Origin of the sequence: Pseudomonas sp. JAI111 (assembly GCF_024809425.1) — a bacterium.
In the GTDB taxonomy this organism is placed as follows: Bacteria; Pseudomonadota; Gammaproteobacteria; order Pseudomonadales; family Pseudomonadaceae; genus Aquipseudomonas.
Window position 1 is genome coordinate 161,449 of record NZ_JANUCB010000012.1, and the last position, 20,832, is coordinate 182,280.

A 20,832-nucleotide genomic window follows, 5' to 3' on the forward strand; every position below is an offset into this window, starting at 1 on the left:
TATCGACTAATGCACAATTCAAACGCGTGGTCGCCGAACACTAGGACGCTTTTGGGAGGTGCCGTCTGCCAACAACGAACAGGGGAGGTCCATCGACCGTGGCATCGGCATCGCCTGGGACCCTGGGGATATTCGGTGGGTACGGGGTCGGAAACCCGCGTGATCGTGTTAGCGGAAAAGTGCCCAGCTTAGTGAACAGGTGAACTGGGTGAACCATGGTTCACCAGTGCAATTGCACAAGGTATTGGGATGTTGCTGGGGACCCTGAGCGTTTCTGAAGGACACGGGGTAAAGAACCCGCGCGTTCGTGTTAGCGGCTGGATTTTTTAAGTTAGTTGACAGGTTGACGAAGTTGACTCGGTTGACCAACGCAAGCGTGCGTTATCAGCAACACAAAGGGGCATCATTACCGACACAGTAACGATGCCCCTTTTTCTTCAAGATCCTTTCAATTTCAACGTTTGAAATTTCAGTAAGCTGATGAAACTGTCGCTACCAAGATCTCGCGGGTTTCCGACCCCGTGTGTTCAAGAAACTCCCAGGGTCCCCAGCGGTAAAATGCCTACTTGACTGACTGGCAGCATGACACGCGGTCGCTGTATGTTGCTCTGCTAGCCAACAAGCAGGGAATTGCCGTGTTCTGGAACACAGAAAGAAAAATCAAAACCGAGCTTATGACTCCCCTAAACCTTTCAATGCCTGCACCGCAGATCGCCCCCGCAGTGGCAGCACAAACTGAGGCTAAGGAAGTAAGAACGGACACCGACCTAGCGCTCAAACTCACGGCTTGCGGTGCACTGGGCTCACAAGCAGCCCTAGCCATTTACGGATATTCACTTCTCGTCGGGTACTACGAGCAATTCGGGATAGATATCAATGAATTGGCACTCGGCACCCCTACTCTGCTGCTACACGGCTACATCAATATTCTGTCCGGCGCGCTCACTGCCGCTAACCGGCTGCCAGTCCTTGGCCCAGGGCTGCTTGCGCTGACGTTCGTTGGCGCGGCGTGGATCTTCATTTCGCTCATCACCAAACACTTAAAAGCCGGAGTGATCGTCGGGCTTGCAGCTTGGTCCGGCATATCCATGTTCGTGGCCTTCTTCGCTCCCGCTGTCGGAGTCCAGTTGGGGGCGAAAACTGGACTGGAAGACTTTGAGAAATATACGTCTATTGCATCTCCAGACGGCCTGGAAAACCTGCATTCCATAATCACCGACAAAGGACAACGGCTAACCGGCCATATGATCCTTGCAGATAGCAAAAGCACCTTCCTTCTTGTGGGCATGAGAGTCTTCAAAATTGATAGCCCAACAGGCCGAGTCGTTCGAGAGACTCAGCTAAGCCTGAAAGCCAGTCGACCTACGGCCAATTAGCACTTCAAATTTTGATCATAGATTTGGTGACCGTAGCGTCGACGACTTCAACCCCCTCGACTACCATCCCAGCAAAGCCGCCTGAATAGGTTGGCGGCAAAGTTGAGGGCAATTGTGTGGACATGATTAGTGTCATCTCATCGGCAATCACGGCTGTGGGCTATGACGCCACCACTGGCCGGATGAAGATCACTTTTAAGCAGGGACGAACTTACGACTTCTGCCGCGTACCATCTCAAGTGCATCAAGGATTGATGAACGCGGCTTCCAAAGGTTCGTATTTCGACAGAGTCATCAAAGACCGTTATCAGTGCTAGGTTGACCAGCGCAACCCCATCAGCAGCGTGGGCCGTGTATGCCCACGTGTATGCCTAACTGAAATCACCTTACTCAAACCCATACCAGACGGGCATCTCAGCCTTCAGTTCAAACGACGCCTGGGCACCATATAGTAGAAACGAGAAAGCCTCAGATCTTAGGGTCTGGGGCTTTTTTGTGGGCGTTGTCTCTGAACAGGGCAACCGAATTTGGGTCCAGTGCTGATTTACTCCGTCGTCCAATCAAACTCGTCGTACTCATCATCCTCTTCGTCCCCAACCTCTTCCTCATCAAGAACGTCTTCCTCAAGCTCCTCCTTTTCCTGCTGAGCAAGAAGAAACTCCTTACGACTCTCGGTAATTGCCCGCCTCATGTCCTCCCCTTTTACAGGGCAGTTGAGCATTTGGGCGATGCGATCGATTTTTTTCGCCACGGCTTCCTCCAACGCATCGGCTATGGCCCGATAGTGCGCGCTTTCGGGCCTTGTTGCCAAATGGCCGACCGCTTTGCATCTTAATTTTCCTGCAATTGCTTGAGTCTGGCCGTGAGGTTTTCCTTGGGAAAGCGTTTGTGCAATGTCGCCATCAGGTCAGCGGCCGCTTGAGCCTTACCCGCCTTTTGCAGGCGGATCACTTCCCTTAATTGATCGTCGATAAACTTTGCCGGCGCCATTACCGGGGGTTTGCTGACCTTTGCTTCGTCAGCCATTTCAGCACTGATCGATTCGGTCTGCGCGGGGGCGGTAAAATCGGCCATTGGCGCGGCAGGCTCTGGCGCAGACATCGCGCCAGCGGGAGCTGCGAGCGAACGCGCCACCTGCGCAGATTCCTTCTTGGCAACCGGGGCCGATGCTTTTGGTGCGGGGGCGGGTGCGAAGTCATAGCCTGGCACTTGTTCTGGCGTGCGTTGCACCAGCGCCAGCATCAACGCGACACCCACGAGGCTGGCGAACGCGACTTGCCAGCGCGGTTTCTGGCAAGCCTTGACCCAGCGCTGCCAGAGATTCTGTTTCGGCGCAGGCGTTTCACGGTGTGCGGCGGCCAGAATGAACGCATCAAGGTGCGCCGGGGGCTCATCGCGGCTGTGTTCACGAAAATGCTGCAGCACTTGGTCTTCCGGTGTTTTGCGGGCGTCAGTCATGTCAGTACCTCCTCGGCCAGCAGCCGACGCAGTTTTTGCTGGGCGTAGCGCAAGCGGCTTTTCACCGTTTCCAGCGGTGTTTCGGTGAGGGTGGCGATCTGCGGGAAATCGAGATCGCTGTGGGCGCGCAGCAGGAACACTTCGCGCTGGTCGGCGGGCAGGTTTTGCAGGGCGGCTTCAAGGCGCTGACTGTCGCGGCTCAAGCTCAGCAGCAGCTGCGGATCGGTCGCCTCATCAATCACGGCGTGGGTTTGTTCGTCATAGCTGTCGTGCAAAGGGTTGTGAATGCCATGTTTGCGCCAGTGATCGATCAGCCGGTTACGGGCAATCTGGTAGAGCCACGTACGAAAGTTCGCCCGGCCCTGTGGCTGACTGGTGCTGCGGATCAGGCTCAGCCAGGTTTCCTGGTAAACCTCTTCAGCCAGTTCGGGCTTGCCACTCAGGCCAAGCAGGAATCGATAAAGCCCCTGGCGGTGACGGGCGTACAAAATCTCGAACGCCGGCCCGTCGCCCGCACGATAGCGGGCCAGCAATGATTCGTCGTTCGGCTCAAGCGCTGACATGTCAGTTGTAGCCTCCCTTCAGCGGCTCACTGTTGGAGGCCGTTGTGGTGCGCAGGATTTGCGTCAACTCCACCAGTTGCACGAACTCTGCCCGCAGACCGAAACGGTCGTCACCCCGTGCACCGCGCGCCAGGGCCTCTGTGTCCTTCAGGCTGAAATCACCGGTATATCGCCCATCCTTCAGTTGCTGGGAAAACGCTGCTACGGCCGCCGCAAATCGCAGGTCATCACTGGCTTTTCCGACCGAGTCACCCGCAATCGGCCGTTCGATCAAGCGACTATTCCCACCGTCCGGCAACTGATAACGCACACGTAGCATCGCCAATTCCCCGGTTGTAGCGGAAGTCACCGACTCCGACTTGCCATAGCGCAACGGCTCCAGCCAGCCCTTCTCGCCCTTGGGTACGATTTCATACAGCGCGGTCACCGTATGCCCTGCACCGATTTCGCCGGCATCAACTTTGTCGTTGCTGAAATCCTCACGCTTGAGCGCCCGATTCTCATACCCCAACAGTCGATACTCGCTGACCTGAGCCGGGTTGAATTCCACTTGCAGCTTCACGTTCTTCGCCACCACTGCGAGGGTTGATCCGAGTTGATCCACCAGCACTTTGCGCGCCTCGCGCAGGTTGTCGATGTAGGCGTAATTACCGTCGCCGGCGTCGGCCAGTTGCTCCATCAGGTGTTCATTGTAGTTATCCACACCGAAACCCAGGGTGGTCAGGGAAACGCCGGTCTTGCGTTTATCCACAGCCATTTGCTTGAGGCTGTCGAAGTCGCTGACGCCGACGTTGAAGTCACCGTCGGTGGCCAGCAGGATGCGATTGATGCCCTTGGGAATGAAGGCCTGCTGCGCCATTTGATAGGCCAGCTCGATGCCCGAGGCGCCAGCGGTGGCGCCGCCAGCAGTCAATTGATCGATCGCGGTACGAATTTTCGCTTTCTCGTGACCGGACGTTGGCTCCAGTACCACACGCGAATCGCCGGCATAGACCACCAGTGAAACGCGGTCCTGCTCGCGCAATTGATCGACCAGCAACTTCAGCGTGCTTTTGACCAGCGGCAAACCCTCGCGGCGGTCCATCGAACCGGACACGTCCACCAGAAACACCAGGTTGGCCGGGGCCAGTTCCGCGACTGCGCGGTCAGACGCCTTGATGCCTATGCGCAACAATCGGGTATGCGGGTTCCATGGCGATGTCGCCAGCTCAGTGGTCACGCCGAAGGGCGAGCCGTCGGTGGGCAACGCGTAGTCGTAGGGAAAGTAATTGACCATTTCCTCGAGTCGCACCGCGCCTTCCGGTGGCAGCCGACCCTGATTCAGCAAGCGGCGGACATTGGCGTAAGCGCCGGTATCGACATCGGCGCTGAAGGTCGAGACCGGCGCTTCTGCGACGCTGTGAATCGGGTTATCCGCCAGCGCTTGGTACTGCTCGCGCGGCTCATCGCGATAACCGCGCGCAGCAATCTCAGGCGCAAAACTCGCCATCGGTGCCGGACGTACGCTGCGTTTAGCCATGGACGCATCTGCCGCAACGGGCTCGCTGCGCACCAATGCTTCAGTCGTCATTGCACCTTGAGCCGGCGGCGCCACCTCAGCGGGTTCAGGCTTGGAGGAAACGCCGCAACCGCCAACGGACAGCAACAACCCGATGGCGAAACCCTGGGCGGCCGGGCGGAGGAAATGCAGGGGGAGGAACATGGGGCTGACCTCAGGAGGAAATTGATCCATTCATCCTCTGAGACGGACAGCCCGACAGGTTCGGGTTAAACCGCAGTGAAAAGAATCTTCAGCGGTGATAACGCCGCACCACGCTGCTGTTTCTCAGCACATGGTCTTTGATCTTTTCCATCAGCTGTGCGCGGGTAAGGCCAGCAGGCAAGGCGTCCGGGGCCAGGTCCAGGGCAAAAATCTGGATGATGTAGTGGTGCGCGCTATCGCCAATCGGCGGACAAGGACCGATATAGCCCGTCGTGCCTTTGACGTTCATGCCGCCGACGCCTTCCAGGGCGGATTTGGCGCCGACACCGGCCGGGATCTGGTGGGTGGTCGGTTTGATGCCGTAAAGCACCCAGTGATCGACACCCTGGCCTTTCGCACCATCGGGGTCATGCATGACGATGGCGTAACTGAGGGTGCCCGCCGGGCCGGCGGTCCAGTTCAAGGCCGGTGACTGGTTGTGCCCGCCACAATTGGGCGCGTCACTGGCGGCGGCCGAGGTGAACAGGCGGTCATCGGTGACGCCTGGGATGTTCAGGGTGAAACGTTCCTGGGCCTGCACTGGCAGTTGCACACATAGGGCGACAGCAACGGCCGCCAGCCAAGGGTTCAAAGAGGTCAATCGGGTCATTCCGGAGCACCTTGTGCGGATGGGGCCGTCGTCGGCTTGCGAACTATAGCTGTACCGTTCGTGCGGTGGCAGCAGGAATTGGCTGAACCTCTAAACAAGCGCCAAACTCAATAGGTGAAACGCCTGTCTGGAGACCGATCATGGCACTGCAACGCGTCGCCCGTTTCACCGATGTGCCCGAAAATCGTGGCCTTGAAGTCCAGATCGGGCAAACCAAAATTGTATTGCTGCGCGTTGGCGATCAATTACGCGCATTTCAGGGCGAATGCCCACACGCCGGTGCACCGCTGGCCGAAGGGGCACTGTGCCATGGGCGCCTGATCTGTCCTTGGCACAAGGCAGCGTATCGGATCGAAGACGGCGCGTTATGCGAACCTCCGTCGCTGGACAGCCTCAAGCGTTATCCGCTTGAAGTGCGCGAAGGTGAGGTCTGGGTCGACGATCAGCCGATGAGCGACGCTCACACGCCGCCCGCGGACGATGAGCGCACGTTCGCCATCGTCGGTGCCGGCGCTGCAGGTACAGCCTGTGCGGCGGCCTTGCGTGAAAAGGGCTTCGGCGGTCGCATCGTCCTGATCGATCGGGAACCCGAAGCCGGGTACGACCGCACGGTGTTGAGCAAATTCGTGATTGCCGGTGAAATGCCGCCACAAGAAGTCCCGCCGCTGCGTGATGCGAGCTTTTACCAAACGCAGCGTATTGAGCAGCTGCACGGCGAAGTGGCACGTCTGGATTGCGCCAACAAGACTTTGCACTTTGTTGACGGACAATCGCTAAGTTACGACGCGGCGTTGCTGGCAACCGGCGGTACGCCAAAACCACTGGCCGTGCCAGGCGCCGAACTGCCGCAAGTCTTCCTGCTGCGCTCCAGGGATCAGGCCCGGCGGATTCTGGACGCGGCAAAACCCGGTCAGAAAGCGCTCATCGTTGGCGACAGTTTTATTGCCATGGAATCCGCGTCAGCCCTGCGTGAATACGGGTTGGACGTCACGGTCCTGGCTCGCCACGCAGTACCGTTCGCCAAGCAGTTCGGCGAAACCGTGGGCAAGGCAATTCGCGCCCGGCATCAGGCTCATGGCGTGGTGTTTCACACCGATGGCGAGGTCGTGCGCATCGAAGGAACGGACAAGGTCGAAGCGGTGCATCTGGACAACGGCCAACGATTGCCCGCGGACCTGGTGCTGGTCGGCATTGGCGTGACACCCGCGACCGAGGCGTTTGCCGATCTGCCCAAGGCAAAGGATCAGTCGCTGCAGGTCGATGGCGGCATGCGTGTGACTGATGGGCTCTGGGCCGTCGGGGATATCGCGACTTTCCCGCTCAACGGTCAGCCGCAACGGATCGAACACTGGCGCCTGGCCCAGCAGCAGGCACGCATCGCCGCGTCGAACATGCTGGGTGGCGACGAGCATTACCTGGACGTGCCGTATTTCTGGACCTGGCACTTCGGGAAAAACTACGACTACCTCGGCCACGCCGAATCCTGGGACGAGGTCGAGTTCAAGGGCGATCCCAACCATCCGCCCTTTATCGGCCTGTTCAGCAAGAACGGCGTGGTGGCCGCCGCGGTGGCCTGCGATCAGGAGCGGGCGATGGCGATGCTGGCTGAGCGCATGAAACAACCGTTGCCGGTGGATGAGGCGTGGCGGCTGATTCGGGACGAGGATTAGTCTTCAAAAACACCCGGACAGCAAAACGCCCGGCGTCTGCATTGCGCAGAGGCCGGGCGTTTTGTTGAAGCCAGCGGTTTATTGAACCTGTGGCTCGCCGGCGAATTTGCTCATCATGAAGCTGACAAACTCTTCAAAGGTCATTTTCTGGCCATTGAATTCCACCTTGTTGTTGGCGTAGTGCAATTTGCTGACGATATTGTTGCCATCCAGTTTGGCCAACTGCGTGCCGACCGCCATGCTGCTGAACATATCCGAGGTCGCAGTCGCCTGGTCGGCAATCAGCTTGGCGTCGGTCTGGCCGTCGATTTGCGACTGCACGGTGAGCAAGTCAACGAGCATAGGCTTGGACACTTGCACATTGACATCGAGCAACGCGATCAACTGTTGGATCAGTTGCTCCGACGGCAAGTCCATGGACTGTGGCTTGGTCAAGTCGAGCACCAGATTGGCGCGGCTTTCACCATTGGTGGATTTGAACGACAGATTCTCCAAAGCAACCTGCGGGCCGGCGGCGAGCAGTTTTTCCAGGCCGGATTTGACCTGTGCGTCTTCTTCCGGAGTCAAGACCAGCTCTGGAGCCGGCTCGCCAGCGGCAGCGGCTTCGGCGGCGGCTTTCTCGTACGGCTGCAGTTTGGTCTGGTAGATCTGCATCAGCGACATGGTCGCCGGAATGTCGAGGTTCTTCAGGCTCATGGCCAACTGCGCAGAACCGAACGCCTTGCCGTTCAGGGAGACTTCGTCAACTTTGTAATCAGCACGCCCCGAAGCGCTGGTGCCCGACTCTTCCGTCTGGTTTTTCATCTCGAATTTCTTCAAGCCCAGGACGGATTGCTTGGCGCCGAAGGTGGTTTTGCTGTCGGTCAGCTCCAGGGTGTTCTCGCCGGTGTAGTAACCGTAGGTGCTTTTTATCAGGTTGCTGGCCACGGTCAGACCGCTCAGTTCAACCTTCACCGGTGTCTGGTCTTCAGCCACGGTGGTCAGCGTCATGCTGTCCATGTAACCGTTGGCCTTGATTTTTTGAGCCTGGGCGCTGGCAGCGACGTCGAGGTTCAAGCCAGAAAACTTCAGGTTGGACTTGGCATCCAGCGCTACGTCCAGCGGCAGCAATTCAAGCGTGCCGTTAGTGGAGTTGTCGTAGCCGATATTGACCAGGCCTTTGAGCGGCGACTGGTTCTTGGCTGCAGCAAACCATTTTTCCGTGGCGGCGGTTTTTTCAAGTTCGTAGTGACTGGTGGCCATGACCGGCAGCCATTTCAGCGACACCAGGCGCGAAAACGGCAGCGGGCCGTGCTCGATGTGATCGACGAAGAGCAATTCGACCGGGGTCTCGCCGAACATTTCACCCTCACCTTTGAGGCGATAGTGCGCGGTGCTGCTGAACACATGACGCTCCAGCGAAACCAGCTCCAGCGACGCCGTGCCATTGGACCCCACCAGCGCGGCGTTCAGCTCTTTGTTGGCGTCGGCGATCGAGGAGTTGAGCACGCCTTCGATTTTGGTGCCGGTGTACCAGGCACCACCGGCGCTGATTGCACCGATGGCAACGACGATTCCAAGAAGCACGCCTGCTGATTTATTCATGTATTACCCAGTCAATGTCCGTTGTTAAGAGTGTGTCGTCTTCCCTGAACCCATGTCGGGTTGCGGTCACGACTGCGCGAAAAGTGCGAAGCAGATTAGCATCAGGCGCGTTGGGCGACCCAATGATTAAAGGTTAAAGAGTGTCTATGGACCGTTCGCAAGGGTTGAGAGTTTCAGCGCACAGGAAATCGCTATCGCGGGCCAGCCCGCTCCCACAGGTTCGGTGAAATCCCTGTGGGAGCGGGCTTGCCCGCGATAGCGTCGGTTCAGGCGAATTCAATTCAGGAATATTGGACCTCAATCTCATCCAGCTGATGATCAAAACTTTTCAGCCGCGCCGTCCACGTATACACCAGCACTTCAAAATCCCGATTGATCACCGCCCCGCCCGTGACTTCCGCGCGAGGATCGCAGAAGTCCAGCTGATAGCGTTCACGGGCCATGGCGGCCGCCACGTCGGAAAGTTCACGGGCATTATTGAGCCAGTGCCAGCCATCGTCGGAAACCTGCTTGTCCAGTTCAAGGCATTGTTTTTTCAAGGTCTCGAGGCTTTTTTCCAGCGGCGTGCCGGTGAGTTCACCCATGACTTCCTGGAACGTGCGCCCCGGTTGCCAGTAGCTGCCCCAGAAATACCGGTCAAACACCGTTTCGACCCGACGCAAAGCCACCTTGGTGTCCCAGATCAGCACCAGCGTCTTGCCTTGTTCGAGTTGTCTTTTTTTGATGCGCTGCCCCTGGACGGAAGCCCAGGCGACCACGACGATTGCCATCGCGGCAATCAGTGCGGATGCGCTGTCGAGAAACACCAGAGCCTTGTCGATCTGGTGAGACAGCATGACGCCGTAGAAATAGGTGGCCGACAGCAAAACCAATGCCGTGATAGCGCACCAGAAGCCGGGAGCATAAGGGTTTTTCATTATTAGATCCCCATGACCAACGCGAGCCTTGATCGATGAAGTCGACGCGCGACTCCATCAAGTCAAAGCATAGCAACGGCCTCAGGGTTTGCTGGCGTTCGTGCCTTGCGTTCGTCCGCTTTCCCAGCCGCCGCCCAAGGCGAGGAACAAGTCGATCTGGCTCATCGCTACTTGGGTGTTGGCGGAAGCCAGTTGCGCCCGCACATCGGTGTAGGTGCGGGTCGCTTGCAGGTCGGCCAGAAACGACGCACGGCCGGCCTGGAAGAAACGGTGGGTCTGGTCGGCGGCCAATTGCGCCGACTGTTCGGCGTCGGCCAACGCATCGCGACGCTGCAACAGCGCGGAATACTGCGCCAGGCTGGTCTGGGTCTCGCGGATGGCGTTAAGCACCACGCCGTCGAAATGCGCCAGCGTGCCCTGGGTCGTCGCTTCCGCCTCACGGATTCGCGCCCGAGAGCCGTTGGACGGTACGGTCCAGCTCAGCAACGGCCCGAAGCCCCAGCGATTGGTCGACGGTTTGCCGAGGTTATCCAGAATGCCGACGGTACCGACCGTCGCGCCGATGCTGATGTCGGGATACAACTCGCCCGTGGCGATACCGATGCCGGCGGTCGCGGCGGCCAATCGACGTTCGGCCTGACGCACGTCAGGGCGGCGTTTGAGCAAAGTGGCGCCGTCACCGACCGGCAACAATTGAGTAATTTTCGGCAATTCGGCGCAGGTGGCGGTGCCGGCTGGCAATTGGTCGACCGGTTTGGCCAACAGCATCGACAAGCGGAACAACCCGGCCTGACGCGCGGCCTCATAACGCGGCATGTCGGCGCGCAAGGATTTGAATTGGGTTTGCGAGCGAGTGACCTGGGTTTCATCGCCGCGCCCGGCATCACGCAGACGCTGGATCAGCGTGGTGCCCTGGGCTTGCAGGTCGAGGGAATGCTGGGCAATTTCCCGCTCTTCGTTGGCCGCACACACCTGGGTGTAGGCCCGGACCACATCGGCCACCAAAGTAATTCGCGCCGTATCGGCAGCCGCTTGTGACGCATCGGCATTGGCTTTGGCGGCTTCAATACCGCGTTGCAGCGTGCCAAACAGGTCGAATTGATACGAGGTGGTAATGCCGATGTCGCCGACGTTGGCCACCGGCACTTTCTCCGGTATCAAAAAGGCTTCGCCGGATTCCTGCAGACGCTGGGCACCCATCTTCACGCCGCCGCTCCAGCCACCGGCGGCTTGCGCCTCATCGACCTGAGCGCGGGCCCGGGAAAGGCTCGCCGCCGCCACGCGTAGATCAGTGTTGGTGGCCATCGCCTGCTGGACCAATTGGTCCAGGCGCGGATCCTGATACAAGCGCCACCAATCGGCGGGCACCGGGGCGGAAACGACATTTTTGCCGTCGACCGCCAGGTCGCCCTGCAAATCTTCTCGGTGGATGGCGGCCTCATCCGGCAAATGATAATCCGGCCCGACCACCTGACAGGCCGACAGCAACAAACCTAATCCGGCGACCGCCAAACCTGAGGCCCTGCTCATTTCGCGGGCTCCTGCGGCTGGTCATCCATGATCGATACGGTGGCGGTTCGGCCGGCGATCATGCGGAAATCCGCCGGCACGTCGTCGAAGGCGATCCGCACCGGAATCCGCTGGGCCAGTCGCACCCAACTGAAGGCCGGATTGACGTTGGGTAGCAGATTGCTGCCGCTGCTGCGGTCACGGTCCTCGATGCCGGCGACGATGCTTTCCACGTGGCCGCGCAGGCGTGCGCGGTCGCCGATCACTCGAATGTCGACGCTCTGGCCGACGTGAATGCCGTCCAGTTTGGTTTCTTCGAAATAGCCGTCGATGTGAAACGAATTGCTGTCCACCACCGACAACACCGGGCGTCCGGCCGTGACGAATTCCTGCGCGCGCGGCGCACGGTCGTTGACGTAACCGTCCACCGGGCTGCGGATGGTCGAGCGGTCGAGGTTGAGCTGGGCGCTGTCCACCGCCACTTGGGCTTCCATCAACGCCACTTCGGCGCGGGCCACCCGCGACTGGCTCTCTTCCAGTTGCTCGCCGGGCACCAGATTGCCCAGACCACGGTTACGCTTGGCTTCGCGTTGCGCTTGGGCCAGGGTTTCCTGACGGTCGGCCACGGCGGCTTTGGCTTGGCGCAACGCCAGTTTGAAACGGTCCTGATCGATGCTGAACAGCACCTGGCCGCGCTTCACCAGTTGGTTGTCGCGCACCTCCACTTGCTGGATCAGCCCGGATACGTCCGGGGCGATCTGCACGATATCGGCACGGATGTGCCCGTCCCGCGTCCACGGGGCGAACATGTAATACATCACCATGCGCCAGACCACGACGACGGCGAAGCTCACGATCAGCAGGGTCAGGACTACGCGACCCAGGGTCAAAAAAGGTTTTTTCATGTCATCAGGTATCGACTGAGTGAGTCCACGGCGCCGAGCAGCAAGGCGTAGAGGGCCACGTTGAACAATGCCCGGTGCCAGACCAGACGGTAAAAGTGCAGGCGTGTCAGCAACCCGTGCACCAACAGGAACAACAGATACGTAATGCCCATCAGCACCAGCAGCGTGGGCAGGAAGACCCCGCTGATATCCAGGTCACCGATCATAAAGGCGCTCCATCAATGCCATGGGGAAGCGGTTCTTCGAGTTCACCGGCGCTGACGAATTCAACACCGGGCAGCAAGGCCAGACGCAATCCGCTCAACGCGTGCAGCAAGTGCAGGCGCGCGCCGTCATCGCAGTCGGTATTTAACGAGCGGCGGGCGCGATCCAGCGTCATCAGCAGAGGACTCGGGGCGGGCAATCGTTCGCCAGCCTTCAGACACGCCTTGAAGTACTCGCCGACCTCGGCCACCACTTGATGCAGCAACGCTTGCGGCGTACCGACCACTCGCGGCGTGTAAGCGAGCAAGTCGAGCACGTTCAAAGCCACACGCACTTCCCGCAACGCAATACCGGTGTCTTGCCCGGTCATCGCCAGGCGCGGTAGATGCTGCATCAGCCGATCGAGCATCTGCACGCCAAGGTGCCGGTGTTCGGCCAGCGACGCCGGTTCGCTGAGGCTGACGATGTCGCGCCAGCTGAAACGCGTCAGGCGCTTGGCCGCCAGTTCCGCCCCGAACGGCCGGGCGATCAAGGTCCAGACGAACGCGAACAGCAAGCCGACCGGGCCGGCCAGGTTGGAGTTGGCGAAGCTGAGGAAATCCGCGTCGTAGGCGCCCTGAATACTGATGAAGGACGAGGTGTTGACGAGGGTCAGCAGCATGCCCAGATAGAATTGCGGCTTGACCGTCAGCGTGCCGATGCAAATGAACGGCACCGAAAACGCCAGCACCAGCATCGGGAAGTCATGCAGGTTGGGCAGCACCAGAAACAGATACAGGCTGGCGAACAGCACCGACATCGCGGTCCAGAAAAAGAACCGGAAAATCTGCGGCGCCGGGTCGTCCATCGAAGCGAAGAAGCTGCACGCCACCGCCGCCAGAATTACCGCGGCGCCGCCGTCGGTCCAGCCGAGCAGAATCCACAACACCGAGGCGACGATGATCGCAGTCACCGTGGACGCCGCCGAATAGAGCATCAATCCACGGTCGAGAAACGGCGACAGGCGACCCAGGCGCCAATGCCGATACACCGCACGCCAGCTGTCCTGGCTTTCGCACTGAATCGCCTGTTGCAGGCTGCGGCAGTCTTGCCACACGTCGATCCACTCGCCGAGGCGATACAGCGCGTTGGAAAACAGCAGTTGCTTGCGATCATCCAACGCTTCGGCGGACGGTTGCAGCGCCTCGAGCCGGTCTTTCAACGCCTGCCATCGGCCGATGTCCGCATCCTTGTGGTCGAGCCATTCGGTGGTCGCGGCCAGCACCGGCGCGAACTTATCCACAAGTTCGGGGGTGCGTCGTTCGAGGGCATACAACGCGTCATCAAGGGCGTCGATCACAGGCAGCAAGTGAATCATTCGCCCGCGCAGTTCCTTGGTATTGCGCACCGTCTGCGGCCGCGCGCCCTCGTGGGGCAGCTGACCGATCATCAATTCCAGGCTGTTGAAGGTCGCGACCATCGCCGAGCGCAAGGCACTGACTTCGTCCGGTTGTACGTTGCGGCTGAGGAAACGCTGGCTGTAAGTCGAGGCGTCGGCGAACCACTTGCTCACCGAATCGTTGAACACCGGCGCCAGCCGTCGAGGCCAGAACATCGCGCCGACCACCGCTGCTACCGCGATGCCGAGGAAGATTTCTTCAGTTCGCGCTTCGGCCACGTCCCACACCGCCAACGGGTTATCCACCACCGGCAAGGCGATCAGCGGCAAGGTGTAGCCGGCGAGCATCAGCGCGTAACTGTTGGCCGTGCGCAGGTGCAGGGACAGGAACAACAACGTCCCGGTCCACAGCGCGATCACCACCACCAGCACATACGGGCTCTGGACGAACATCGGCACGAAAAAAACCGCTGCCGCCGCACCGAGAAAAGTGCCGACGGCACGGTATAGCGCCTTGGAACTGGTAGGACCGACAAACGGGCTGGAGACGATGTACACGGTCGCCATCGCCCAATATGGACGCGGCATTTGCATGAGCATGGCGATGTAGAGCGCGATCATCGAAGCGGCGAACGTGCGTACCCCGTAGAACCAGTCCCGTGCTGGAGGAACGCCAGTGAAAAATCCGCTCAAGGGTTGGCCACCGACGGCGCGTTGGCCGCTTCAAACGCTTTCAACACGCGCAGCGTCGCTTCCAGATCACTCTGGTCGATCCCTTCAAGCACTTCATGACGCAGGCGTACCAGCTCCACTTCAACCGCTTGCACCAACTCCCGGCCGGTTTGCGTCAGGCTCAGGCACTTGGCGCGCCGGTCATGGACGTCTTCGGTGCGGCAGACATAGCCGGCATGACACAACTGATCGAGCAGACGCACCAGCGACGGACTCTCCATCCCCGCCGCTTGCGCCACCGTCACCTGCCGAACGCCCTCGCCCAAACGCCCGATCATCAGCAACGGGACGGCGCAGGCTTCGGAAATTCCATAGTTGACCAGCGTGGTCTGGCAGATTTTGCGCCAATGCCTGGCGGCCACCACCATGGAGCTGCTGATGTTCATCTGGAGAGCGTCGAGGGTTTTCGGCACGAGGGGAAACACACACTGTTAGTTTGCTAACTATCAATATGGCATTGGAGGGGAAAGCTGGTCAAGTTTTGAAACAATTCTTAAGCATGCGGAGATTTAGGAGCCAGACTGAAATCACCCAGGCGCGCCAACATATCTTCGTAAAAATCTGCCGAAACCAGATAGGCCTTGATCTTATTGCTTTCCACCACCGCAATAGGTCCGTCTTGCGCTTCACGTGCTGTCGCATTCACGTTTTTCGCGAACTCAGAGAAGCTGATGACTCTTTCTGCCAAAACACGTTGCATGACTCGTTCTCATAGTCGTACTCCAAGCCATGAAAGCTACTTCAGCTGAGGAAATGTCTTTTAGAAAAGCTGTAACAAGGTTTTATGTTCAAATATTCACACCCCCCCGCCCCTTCCTCAACATCACATCCAGTTGATCCACCACCTCCGCCCAATCCGCGTCATCGAGAATCTCGTCGCGCAAAAAGTCCGCCTGACTCTGGGTCCAGAAAAACGCGTCCGCCAGATGCAATTCAGGCTTGAGCGGTGAATGGGTGGCGATGAATTGGTCGATGCTGACTGGGTCGTTGTCCAGGCCGAGTTGTTTGAACAGCGAGGGAAGGCTGTGGGTTGGGGATTCCATGGTTGGCTCCTTTTTATGGCAAATGATGGATGACTGCTTTGCAGTCAATCGCGAGCAGGCTCGCTCCCACAGTTGATCGCGTTTCCCTGTGGGAGCGAGCCTGCTCGCGATGACGGTATCACTGATGCCGCAAAATCATTGGCTCAACTCACGCACCTCGGCATGGGGCACCATTTTCAGGAACTGCGGCATGTCCATGTGCAGCAGATTGGTGTGGTTGCCGGCTTCCAGGTAAATGTCTTTCTGACGGGTCAACAACGGGTCGATGACCACATCAAGCCCATAGGCTTCGCCCAAGGCAGGCACGGCGCCGCGTTCACAATCCTCAAACAGGTGCGGCAGATTGCTTTCCCGGGAGACCTGCCATTCGCCACTGCTGCGCACTTTACTCAAGTCCAGATGACGACTGGCCGGCAGCACGGCCATCAAGTAATGCCCGTGTTTGTCGTCGAGGATCACCGACTTGGCCACCCGTTCGGCAGGAATGCCGGCCAGCCGTGCAGTTTCAAGGCTGCTGGCCGAGTGAGGGTGGGAAACGATGTCATATTCGCAGCGCGCCTTGTCCAGGCTGCTCTGCACGGTTCTTGCCATACGCATGATGCACCTCGGTGTCCGCAACAACCTTTGGCGGACAGTGATTAACCCTTTTACACCCTTAAAAGTTTAGGCCCGCCGGGGCTATCCGGTGGGAAATCTGCTCGTCGGCAGACGTCGACATCTGATCAAAAATCGTACAGCCAACCGCTCAGCTAGACTGTATACAGAACACCACAGAACACCCTGACTCTCCCGGAGGGTCACGTGAACACTCGCTGCTGTTTAGTTGCGCTGCTGCTGGCCTTGAGCGGATCGGTTTTCGCCGCCGACACCGTCGTGCTGCTGGTTCCCAACCCCATCGGGATCTGGCTGATCACGTTCGGCATTGCATTTCTGATCGCCGAAGCAGCGCTACCCAATTACGGAGTGATCGGTCTGGGCGGCATCGCGATGTTTGTGATTGGCGCAATCATTCTGACCAACACCGAAGTGCCTGTGCCGTTGGTGATCGGCTTGGGATTGATCAGTGCGCTGCTGCTGATTTACCTGCTGATCCGCGCCTTGAAAACCCGGCCGCGCCACGCCGTCACAGGCGATGCCGAGCTGTTGGGCAGCGTGACCGCAGTCACATCGCTGCAGGCCGACAGCGCCTGCAACGGTTGGGTGCATCTGCAAGGAGAACAGTGGCAAGTATTCAGCGCCACCCCGCTGCAACCCGGGCAAAAGGTCCGGGTGGTGGGCCGCAAGGGATTACTGCTGCAAGTGGCCGCGGCTGACGCGGCGCCGGGTGGAGAATAAACATGGGCCTGCAATTGGGTTTTGCCGCGCTGCTGTTACTGCTGATCGCGCTGGCGGGATCGACCTTTCGCATCCTGCGCGAATACGAACGCGGCGTGGTGTTCCAGCTCGGACGCTTCTGGCAGGTCAAAGGCCCTGGTCTGATTCTGCTGATTCCGGTGGTCCAGCAAATGGTCCGGGTCGACCTGCGGACAATCGTGCTCGACGTACCGCCACAAGACGTGATTACCCGCGACAACGTTTCGGTCAAGGTCAACGCCGTGCTGTATTTCCGTGTGCTTGATCCACAGAAAGCCATCATCCAGGTCGAAGACTTCCTCATGGCCACCAGCCAACTGGCGCAGACCACGTTGCGGGCCGTGCTCGGTAAACATGAACTTGATGAACTGCTGGCCGAACGCGAACGCCTGAACATCGACATCCAGCAAGTGCTCGACGCCCAGACTGACGCCTGGGGCATCAAGGTCGCGAACGTCGAGATCAAGCACGTTGACCTCAACGAATCGATGATCCGCGCCATCGCCAAACAGGCCGAGGCCGAACGGGAACGCCGGGCCAAGGTGATTCACGCCGAAGGTGAATTGCAGGCCTCGGAAAAACTCATGCAGGCGGCAGAAATGCTCGGCCGCCAGCCGGGGGCGATGCAGTTGCGTTACATGCAGACGCTGAGTTCGATAGCCGGGGACAAGAGTTCGACCATTGTCTTTCCGCTGCCGATCGAGCTGCTCAAGGGGATGGCGGATTTGTCGGGTAAATCCTGACTTTCCGCGCGAACACCAACGTCCGGTAGCTGCGTCGGAGATTTCCTTCAAGTTGTAGTGGTGTTGGTGAAGTTGTTACCGCCCAAAGCCGGGTCTAGTCTGGCCTTGTCACTGAATAAACGGTGACACGGACGTGCAAGTCCGACGAAACTGTTTAGGTCGCAATTGCCCTATCTCTCAATGAGTTTTTACAGGCTCACTGCTTTATGGCGGCTGCGCGCAGGAGATCCTCGGATCTGCTGGGTGTCCTAAACAGTCCCGGTCTTGCACACCTGCGCACGGCCGCCACCCCATTCGCGTGCAAGCGAACGGTGACGGCTCCAACTTACTGTTTAGGGTGTTTTATATGATCAAAGTAACTCCGAATCCGCCAGCTGACCCTGGCACCGATTCTGAAGAATCTCTCGAAGCCGAAAAACTCAAAGAAGCCGCCGACCGCGCCTTCGCCCACTACTTCCCCCCGACCGCCGAAAAACCAGCCAAGCGGCGCAAAGGTCATCTCTTCACTGTCTCTGCCGACATCGACACCGAATCCCTACTGGCCAACGCGTCCGAAGACCTGCTGTCGATCAGCGCCATTGCGGCCGATCTGGCGGACGATGTCGACGGCACGCGGCGTTCAGTAGCCCTGGCGCTTAGCCGCATGGCTGATGGTGTGCAATTGCTTGTCGAGCGAGCGCTGGATCATTGGGAGGCGTTGCAGATGGAGAAGGCTCAAACCAAGGTTTAGCCGGGTAGATTGGTGGTGAATTGACCACCGTCATCGCGAGCAGGCTCGCTCCCACAATTGATTTTCAGCGAACACAGCCTTGGTGTACGACCAAAAATCAATGTGGGAGCGAGCCTGCTCGCGATGGCTTCAGTACAGTCGATACATGGCTTGGCAACTGCCGCACTCTCGTTCAAGCGCGCGCAGGCCGCTCGACTCATCGCCTCGGCAGCACCGCGCATTCGCCGAGCCAGGTCAGCAAGCGGTCGAGGCACGCCTCAACCGATAGCACGCCGGTGTCGAGCACCAAGGCAGCCGACGGCGGTGTTTCATAGGGCGCGGAAACGCCGGTAAATCCCGCCAGGTCACCGCGACGTGCCCGGGCATAGTGACCTTTGGGATCGCGCTGCTCGCACACCACCAACGAAGCGCTGCACCAGACTTCGCGGTAGTCCTCGCCCAGTCGCCTGGCGAACACCGCGCGTAGCTCAACCAGCGGAGCGATCATGGCGAGGATGACGATCTGCCCGTTCTCCACCAACAGCGCCGCCACTTCACTGGCTCGGCGAATGTTCTCCAGACGATCACTGTCGGTAAAACCCAGGTCGCGATTGAGCCCGACCCGCAGTCCGTCGCCATCGAGCACCAGGCTCTGCACGCCGCTCTCGAACAGTTTGGCGTGCAACGCCTGCGCCAGCGTCGACTTGCCCGCCGCCGGCAAACCGGTCAGCAGAATCGCCGTGCCGTGATGACCATTACGCACCTCACGCTGTTCGCGGCTGATGCTCGCTGTCGGCGCGCGCAGATTATTGGACGGGGGCATGGGTCACCTGCATGCTGATATCGCCCGACGCCCATGCCGCCTCGCGGTTGGCCAACGCGGTGGCAATGGACTGGACTTCGGTGGATTGGACCTCGTCCGGCATCGGATCGAGGCCGGCACTGGCGAAAATCTGACCGTAGGCGTTACGCAGATCAGCATAGGACAGGTCACGGCGCAAATCCGCCTGCAACGTATTCAGTTCACCCTGGATCAGGTCCAGTTCACCGAGGCCCGCCGCCTGATGACGGTTACGCAACTGCCCAAGAATCTGCCCGTCGATGCTCGACAACTCCTGATTGGTCTGGAACTGATGCAGCGCCTCCTGATAGTTGGCGTTGGCCACGTAGAGCTGGGCCAGCACGGCGATGGACATGGCCTGGCGGCGCGCCTTGGCGACTTCTTCGCCCGCCTTGGCCACGTTGATCGCGGCTGGTGCGGAAATCACGTTGAACAGGTTCCAGGTCAGCTTCACGCCGTAGTCGGCCCACTTGTCATTGACCAGAAACGAGTTGCTGTCGTAATGCCCGCCGGCCGAAAACTCCAGCCCCGGCAACAGCCGCAGCATGGCTTTACGGGTTTCGGCGGTGCTGATTCGGGTTTGGTAATCCTGTTCACGCAGTTCCGGTCGGCTGGCCAGGGCTTCGTGTTCCAGGCTGGCCATGCCGACCTTCAATTGCGGAATCGAGTAGTCATCCGGGGTCGCCAGTTTCACATCGGTGCCCATCGGCAGGTTGATCAGCGTCGCCAGTTCGGTTTTGGCCAACGACAAGGCGCGGCGCTGCTCTTGCAACTGGCGTGTCGCCTCGATCAGCGAGCGCTGGTACCCCAACGCCACGACCGGATCGCCGATGCGTTGTGTGCTCATGCTCTGGCTGTTGCTGCGCGCCGTATCGACCCGGGCCATCAGGCTGTCGATCTGAGTCAGCAGACGTTCGGCGGCCACTGCGCGCCAATAGGCCGAGCGCACGTCCTGGACGATGGTGTTGATCACCTTGCGCCGACGTTCCTGCACGATCAGGCGCTGGTCACCCTGCTGCTTGGCACTGATGTAACTGACGCCGAAATCGAGGACGTTCCACACCATGGTCAGGTCGGCCACTCGGCGGTCACGGTCCTGGGAGGTCGAAGGTTCCAGGGATTGGGTGCCGGTCAGCACGCTCTGGCTGCTGGAGGCACCCTGGTTGTTGCGCCCGACATAGCCTGCGTCGAGAGCCATGCGCGGCAGCATGTCGAAGCTGGCGAGGTCGAGTTGGCGCTTGGCCAACGCTTCTTCCATGATCTTGAGCCGGCCTTCGAGGTTGTATTTCACCGCGCGGGCCATTGCCTGGTGCAGAGTCAGCGGACCATTGAGGGGCTCCTGACCGGTGTACATCGTTTGTAGATCACTCTTGGCGCGCTGTTCGCTGACGCTACGCTCGATCGGTTCACTTTTGACCGCACATCCGCTGATCGCCAGCGCCAGCAGGCTGGCGCCGAATAACTTCTGACTTCTATTCATCCTTGACTGCCCCTGG

Annotated in this window: 23 protein-coding genes; 6 read left to right on the forward strand and 17 right to left on the reverse strand. The window is 59.4% G+C overall.

The annotated features are described in order from the left end of the window. Window positions 1-566: 566 nt before the first annotated feature. Window positions 567-1,376, forward strand: coding sequence for a hypothetical protein (locus tag HNR03_RS28525; RefSeq protein WP_259157451.1), 810 nt, complete (start codon window positions 567-569; stop codon window positions 1,374-1,376). 122 nt (window positions 1,377-1,498) lie between these two features. After that, the gene (locus HNR03_RS28530; RefSeq protein ID WP_259157452.1) at window positions 1,499-1,693 is read left to right on the forward strand and encodes a KTSC domain-containing protein; all 195 of its coding nucleotides are present in this window, start codon (window positions 1,499-1,501) and stop codon (window positions 1,691-1,693) included. A gap of 227 nt (window positions 1,694-1,920) precedes the next feature. Here HNR03_RS28530 and HNR03_RS28535 read toward each other — a convergent pair whose 3' ends face one another. From HNR03_RS28535 to HNR03_RS28555, 5 genes are all read right to left on the reverse strand, one after another. Further along, window positions 1,921-2,187: a hypothetical protein gene (locus HNR03_RS28535; protein WP_259157453.1), complete on the reverse strand. Its 267-nt coding sequence runs from the start codon at window positions 2,185-2,187 to the stop codon at window positions 1,921-1,923. A gap of 20 nt (window positions 2,188-2,207) precedes the next feature. Next, window positions 2,208-2,834 (reverse strand): hypothetical protein, encoded by a 627-nt coding sequence (locus tag HNR03_RS28540; RefSeq protein WP_259157454.1) that lies wholly within the window; start codon window positions 2,832-2,834, stop codon window positions 2,208-2,210. Beyond that, window positions 2,831-3,397, reverse strand: a complete 567-nt coding sequence (locus HNR03_RS28545) for an RNA polymerase sigma factor (RefSeq protein ID WP_259157455.1) — start codon at window positions 3,395-3,397, stop codon at window positions 2,831-2,833. The genes HNR03_RS28540 and HNR03_RS28545 overlap by 4 nt, the downstream gene beginning before the upstream one ends. 1 nt (window position 3,398) lies before the next feature. Continuing rightward, on the reverse strand, window positions 3,399-5,099 hold the full coding sequence (locus tag HNR03_RS28550) for a VWA domain-containing protein (RefSeq protein ID WP_259157456.1): 1,701 nt from the start codon (window positions 5,097-5,099) through the stop codon (window positions 3,399-3,401). 88 nt (window positions 5,100-5,187) lie between these two features. Further along, entirely contained in the window at window positions 5,188-5,748 is a 561-nt protein-coding gene (locus tag HNR03_RS28555) for a YbhB/YbcL family Raf kinase inhibitor-like protein (RefSeq protein WP_222589281.1), read from the reverse strand. Window positions 5,749-5,888: 140 nt separating this feature from the next. On the opposite strand from HNR03_RS28555, the gene HNR03_RS28560 reads away from it, so the two are divergent. Next, complete coding sequence (locus HNR03_RS28560) at window positions 5,889-7,418, forward strand: apoptosis inducing factor family protein (RefSeq protein WP_259157457.1); 1,530 nt, start codon at window positions 5,889-5,891, stop codon at window positions 7,416-7,418. 78 nt (window positions 7,419-7,496) lie between these two features. Here HNR03_RS28560 and HNR03_RS28565 read toward each other — a convergent pair whose 3' ends face one another. The 10 genes from HNR03_RS28565 to HNR03_RS28610 form a co-directional block, all read right to left on the reverse strand. Continuing rightward, on the reverse strand, window positions 7,497-9,002 hold the full coding sequence (locus tag HNR03_RS28565) for a YdgA family protein (RefSeq protein WP_222589279.1): 1,506 nt from the start codon (window positions 9,000-9,002) through the stop codon (window positions 7,497-7,499). Between the two features lie 281 nt (window positions 9,003-9,283). Beyond that, window positions 9,284-9,919: an NADH:ubiquinone oxidoreductase subunit N gene (locus HNR03_RS28570; RefSeq protein ID WP_259157458.1), complete on the reverse strand. Its 636-nt coding sequence runs from the start codon at window positions 9,917-9,919 to the stop codon at window positions 9,284-9,286. Window positions 9,920-10,000: 81 nt separating this feature from the next. Next, on the reverse strand, window positions 10,001-11,449 hold the full coding sequence (locus tag HNR03_RS28575; RefSeq protein ID WP_259157459.1) for an efflux transporter outer membrane subunit: 1,449 nt from the start codon (window positions 11,447-11,449) through the stop codon (window positions 10,001-10,003). After that, entirely contained in the window at window positions 11,446-12,333 is an 888-nt protein-coding gene (locus HNR03_RS28580) for an HlyD family secretion protein (RefSeq protein WP_222589276.1), read from the reverse strand. The genes HNR03_RS28575 and HNR03_RS28580 overlap by 4 nt, the downstream gene beginning before the upstream one ends. Further along, window positions 12,330-12,539, reverse strand: a complete 210-nt coding sequence (locus HNR03_RS28585) for a DUF1656 domain-containing protein (RefSeq protein ID WP_010464893.1) — start codon at window positions 12,537-12,539, stop codon at window positions 12,330-12,332. The genes HNR03_RS28580 and HNR03_RS28585 overlap by 4 nt, the downstream gene beginning before the upstream one ends. Continuing rightward, a complete protein-coding gene (locus HNR03_RS28590; RefSeq protein WP_222589275.1) occupies window positions 12,536-14,608 on the reverse strand; it encodes an FUSC family protein in 2,073 nt (690 codons plus the stop codon). The genes HNR03_RS28585 and HNR03_RS28590 overlap by 4 nt, the downstream gene beginning before the upstream one ends. After that, entirely contained in the window at window positions 14,605-15,033 is a 429-nt protein-coding gene (locus HNR03_RS28595; RefSeq protein ID WP_222589274.1) for a MarR family winged helix-turn-helix transcriptional regulator, read from the reverse strand. Before HNR03_RS28595 ends, HNR03_RS28590 begins: the two co-directional genes overlap by 4 nt. A gap of 107 nt (window positions 15,034-15,140) precedes the next feature. Further along, window positions 15,141-15,347, reverse strand: a complete 207-nt coding sequence (locus HNR03_RS28600) for an antitoxin (protein WP_259157460.1) — start codon at window positions 15,345-15,347, stop codon at window positions 15,141-15,143. An 88-nt stretch (window positions 15,348-15,435) separates the two neighbouring features. Continuing rightward, complete coding sequence (locus HNR03_RS28605) at window positions 15,436-15,690, reverse strand: DUF2789 domain-containing protein (RefSeq protein WP_259157461.1); 255 nt, start codon at window positions 15,688-15,690, stop codon at window positions 15,436-15,438. Window positions 15,691-15,825: 135 nt separating this feature from the next. Continuing rightward, window positions 15,826-16,287 (reverse strand): aminoacyl-tRNA deacylase, encoded by a 462-nt coding sequence (locus HNR03_RS28610; protein WP_222589273.1) that lies wholly within the window; start codon window positions 16,285-16,287, stop codon window positions 15,826-15,828. 204 nt (window positions 16,288-16,491) lie between these two features. Between HNR03_RS28610 and HNR03_RS28615 the strand changes: the two genes are divergently transcribed. The 3 genes from HNR03_RS28615 to HNR03_RS28625 all read left to right on the forward strand — a co-directional run bounded on the left by HNR03_RS28615 (window position 16,492) and on the right by HNR03_RS28625 (window position 18,516). Beyond that, window positions 16,492-17,025, forward strand: a complete 534-nt coding sequence (locus HNR03_RS28615; protein WP_259157462.1) for an NfeD family protein — start codon at window positions 16,492-16,494, stop codon at window positions 17,023-17,025. Window positions 17,026-17,027: 2 nt separating this feature from the next. Further along, window positions 17,028-17,786: a slipin family protein gene (locus HNR03_RS28620; RefSeq protein ID WP_208670610.1), complete on the forward strand. Its 759-nt coding sequence runs from the start codon at window positions 17,028-17,030 to the stop codon at window positions 17,784-17,786. A gap of 346 nt (window positions 17,787-18,132) precedes the next feature. Next, window positions 18,133-18,516, forward strand: coding sequence for a DUF6124 family protein (locus tag HNR03_RS28625; protein WP_259157463.1), 384 nt, complete (start codon window positions 18,133-18,135; stop codon window positions 18,514-18,516). A gap of 196 nt (window positions 18,517-18,712) precedes the next feature. Here HNR03_RS28625 and cysC read toward each other — a convergent pair whose 3' ends face one another. Together cysC and HNR03_RS28635 are read right to left on the reverse strand one after the other, a co-directional pair. Continuing rightward, window positions 18,713-19,318 (reverse strand): adenylyl-sulfate kinase, encoded by a 606-nt coding sequence (gene cysC / locus HNR03_RS28630; protein WP_259157465.1) that lies wholly within the window; start codon window positions 19,316-19,318, stop codon window positions 18,713-18,715. Next, window positions 19,302-20,816: a TolC family protein gene (locus tag HNR03_RS28635; RefSeq protein WP_259157467.1), complete on the reverse strand. Its 1,515-nt coding sequence runs from the start codon at window positions 20,814-20,816 to the stop codon at window positions 19,302-19,304. Before HNR03_RS28635 ends, cysC begins: the two co-directional genes overlap by 17 nt. Between the last annotated feature and the right edge of the window lie 16 nt (window positions 20,817-20,832).

What these genes read in the sequence shown, in the direction of transcription:
- HNR03_RS28620 (WP_208670610.1), top strand. Translation starts at nt 17,028, where the DNA reads ATGGGCCTGCAATTGGGTTTTGCCGCGCTGCTGTTACTGCTGATCGCG.
- HNR03_RS28610 (WP_222589273.1), bottom strand. Translation starts at nt 16,287, where the DNA reads ATGCGTATGGCAAGAACCGTGCAGAGCAGCCTGGACAAGGCGCGCTGC.
- HNR03_RS28585 (WP_010464893.1), bottom strand. Translation starts at nt 12,539, where the DNA reads ATGATCGGTGACCTGGATATCAGCGGGGTCTTCCTGCCCACGCTGCTG.
- HNR03_RS28580 (WP_222589276.1), bottom strand. Translation starts at nt 12,333, where the DNA reads ATGAAAAAACCTTTTTTGACCCTGGGTCGCGTAGTCCTGACCCTGCTG.
- HNR03_RS28565 (WP_222589279.1), bottom strand. Translation starts at nt 9,002, where the DNA reads ATGAATAAATCAGCAGGCGTGCTTCTTGGAATCGTCGTTGCCATCGGT.
- HNR03_RS28635 (WP_259157467.1), bottom strand. Translation starts at nt 20,816, where the DNA reads ATGAATAGAAGTCAGAAGTTATTCGGCGCCAGCCTGCTGGCGCTGGCG.
- HNR03_RS28605 (WP_259157461.1), bottom strand. Translation starts at nt 15,690, where the DNA reads ATGGAATCCCCAACCCACAGCCTTCCCTCGCTGTTCAAACAACTCGGC.
- HNR03_RS28575 (WP_259157459.1), bottom strand. Translation starts at nt 11,449, where the DNA reads ATGAGCAGGGCCTCAGGTTTGGCGGTCGCCGGATTAGGTTTGTTGCTG.
- HNR03_RS28595 (WP_222589274.1), bottom strand. Translation starts at nt 15,033, where the DNA reads ATGAACATCAGCAGCTCCATGGTGGTGGCCGCCAGGCATTGGCGCAAA.
- HNR03_RS28600 (WP_259157460.1), bottom strand. Translation starts at nt 15,347, where the DNA reads ATGCAACGTGTTTTGGCAGAAAGAGTCATCAGCTTCTCTGAGTTCGCG.
- HNR03_RS28560 (WP_259157457.1), top strand. Translation starts at nt 5,889, where the DNA reads ATGGCACTGCAACGCGTCGCCCGTTTCACCGATGTGCCCGAAAATCGT.
- HNR03_RS28555 (WP_222589281.1), bottom strand. Translation starts at nt 5,748, where the DNA reads ATGACCCGATTGACCTCTTTGAACCCTTGGCTGGCGGCCGTTGCTGTC.
- HNR03_RS28530 (WP_259157452.1), top strand. Translation starts at nt 1,499, where the DNA reads ATGATTAGTGTCATCTCATCGGCAATCACGGCTGTGGGCTATGACGCC.
- HNR03_RS28625 (WP_259157463.1), top strand. Translation starts at nt 18,133, where the DNA reads ATGATCAAAGTAACTCCGAATCCGCCAGCTGACCCTGGCACCGATTCT.
- cysC (WP_259157465.1), bottom strand. Translation starts at nt 19,318, where the DNA reads ATGCCCCCGTCCAATAATCTGCGCGCGCCGACAGCGAGCATCAGCCGC.
- HNR03_RS28545 (WP_259157455.1), bottom strand. Translation starts at nt 3,397, where the DNA reads ATGTCAGCGCTTGAGCCGAACGACGAATCATTGCTGGCCCGCTATCGT.
- HNR03_RS28550 (WP_259157456.1), bottom strand. Translation starts at nt 5,099, where the DNA reads ATGTTCCTCCCCCTGCATTTCCTCCGCCCGGCCGCCCAGGGTTTCGCC.
- HNR03_RS28540 (WP_259157454.1), bottom strand. Translation starts at nt 2,834, where the DNA reads ATGACTGACGCCCGCAAAACACCGGAAGACCAAGTGCTGCAGCATTTT.
- HNR03_RS28570 (WP_259157458.1), bottom strand. Translation starts at nt 9,919, where the DNA reads ATGAAAAACCCTTATGCTCCCGGCTTCTGGTGCGCTATCACGGCATTG.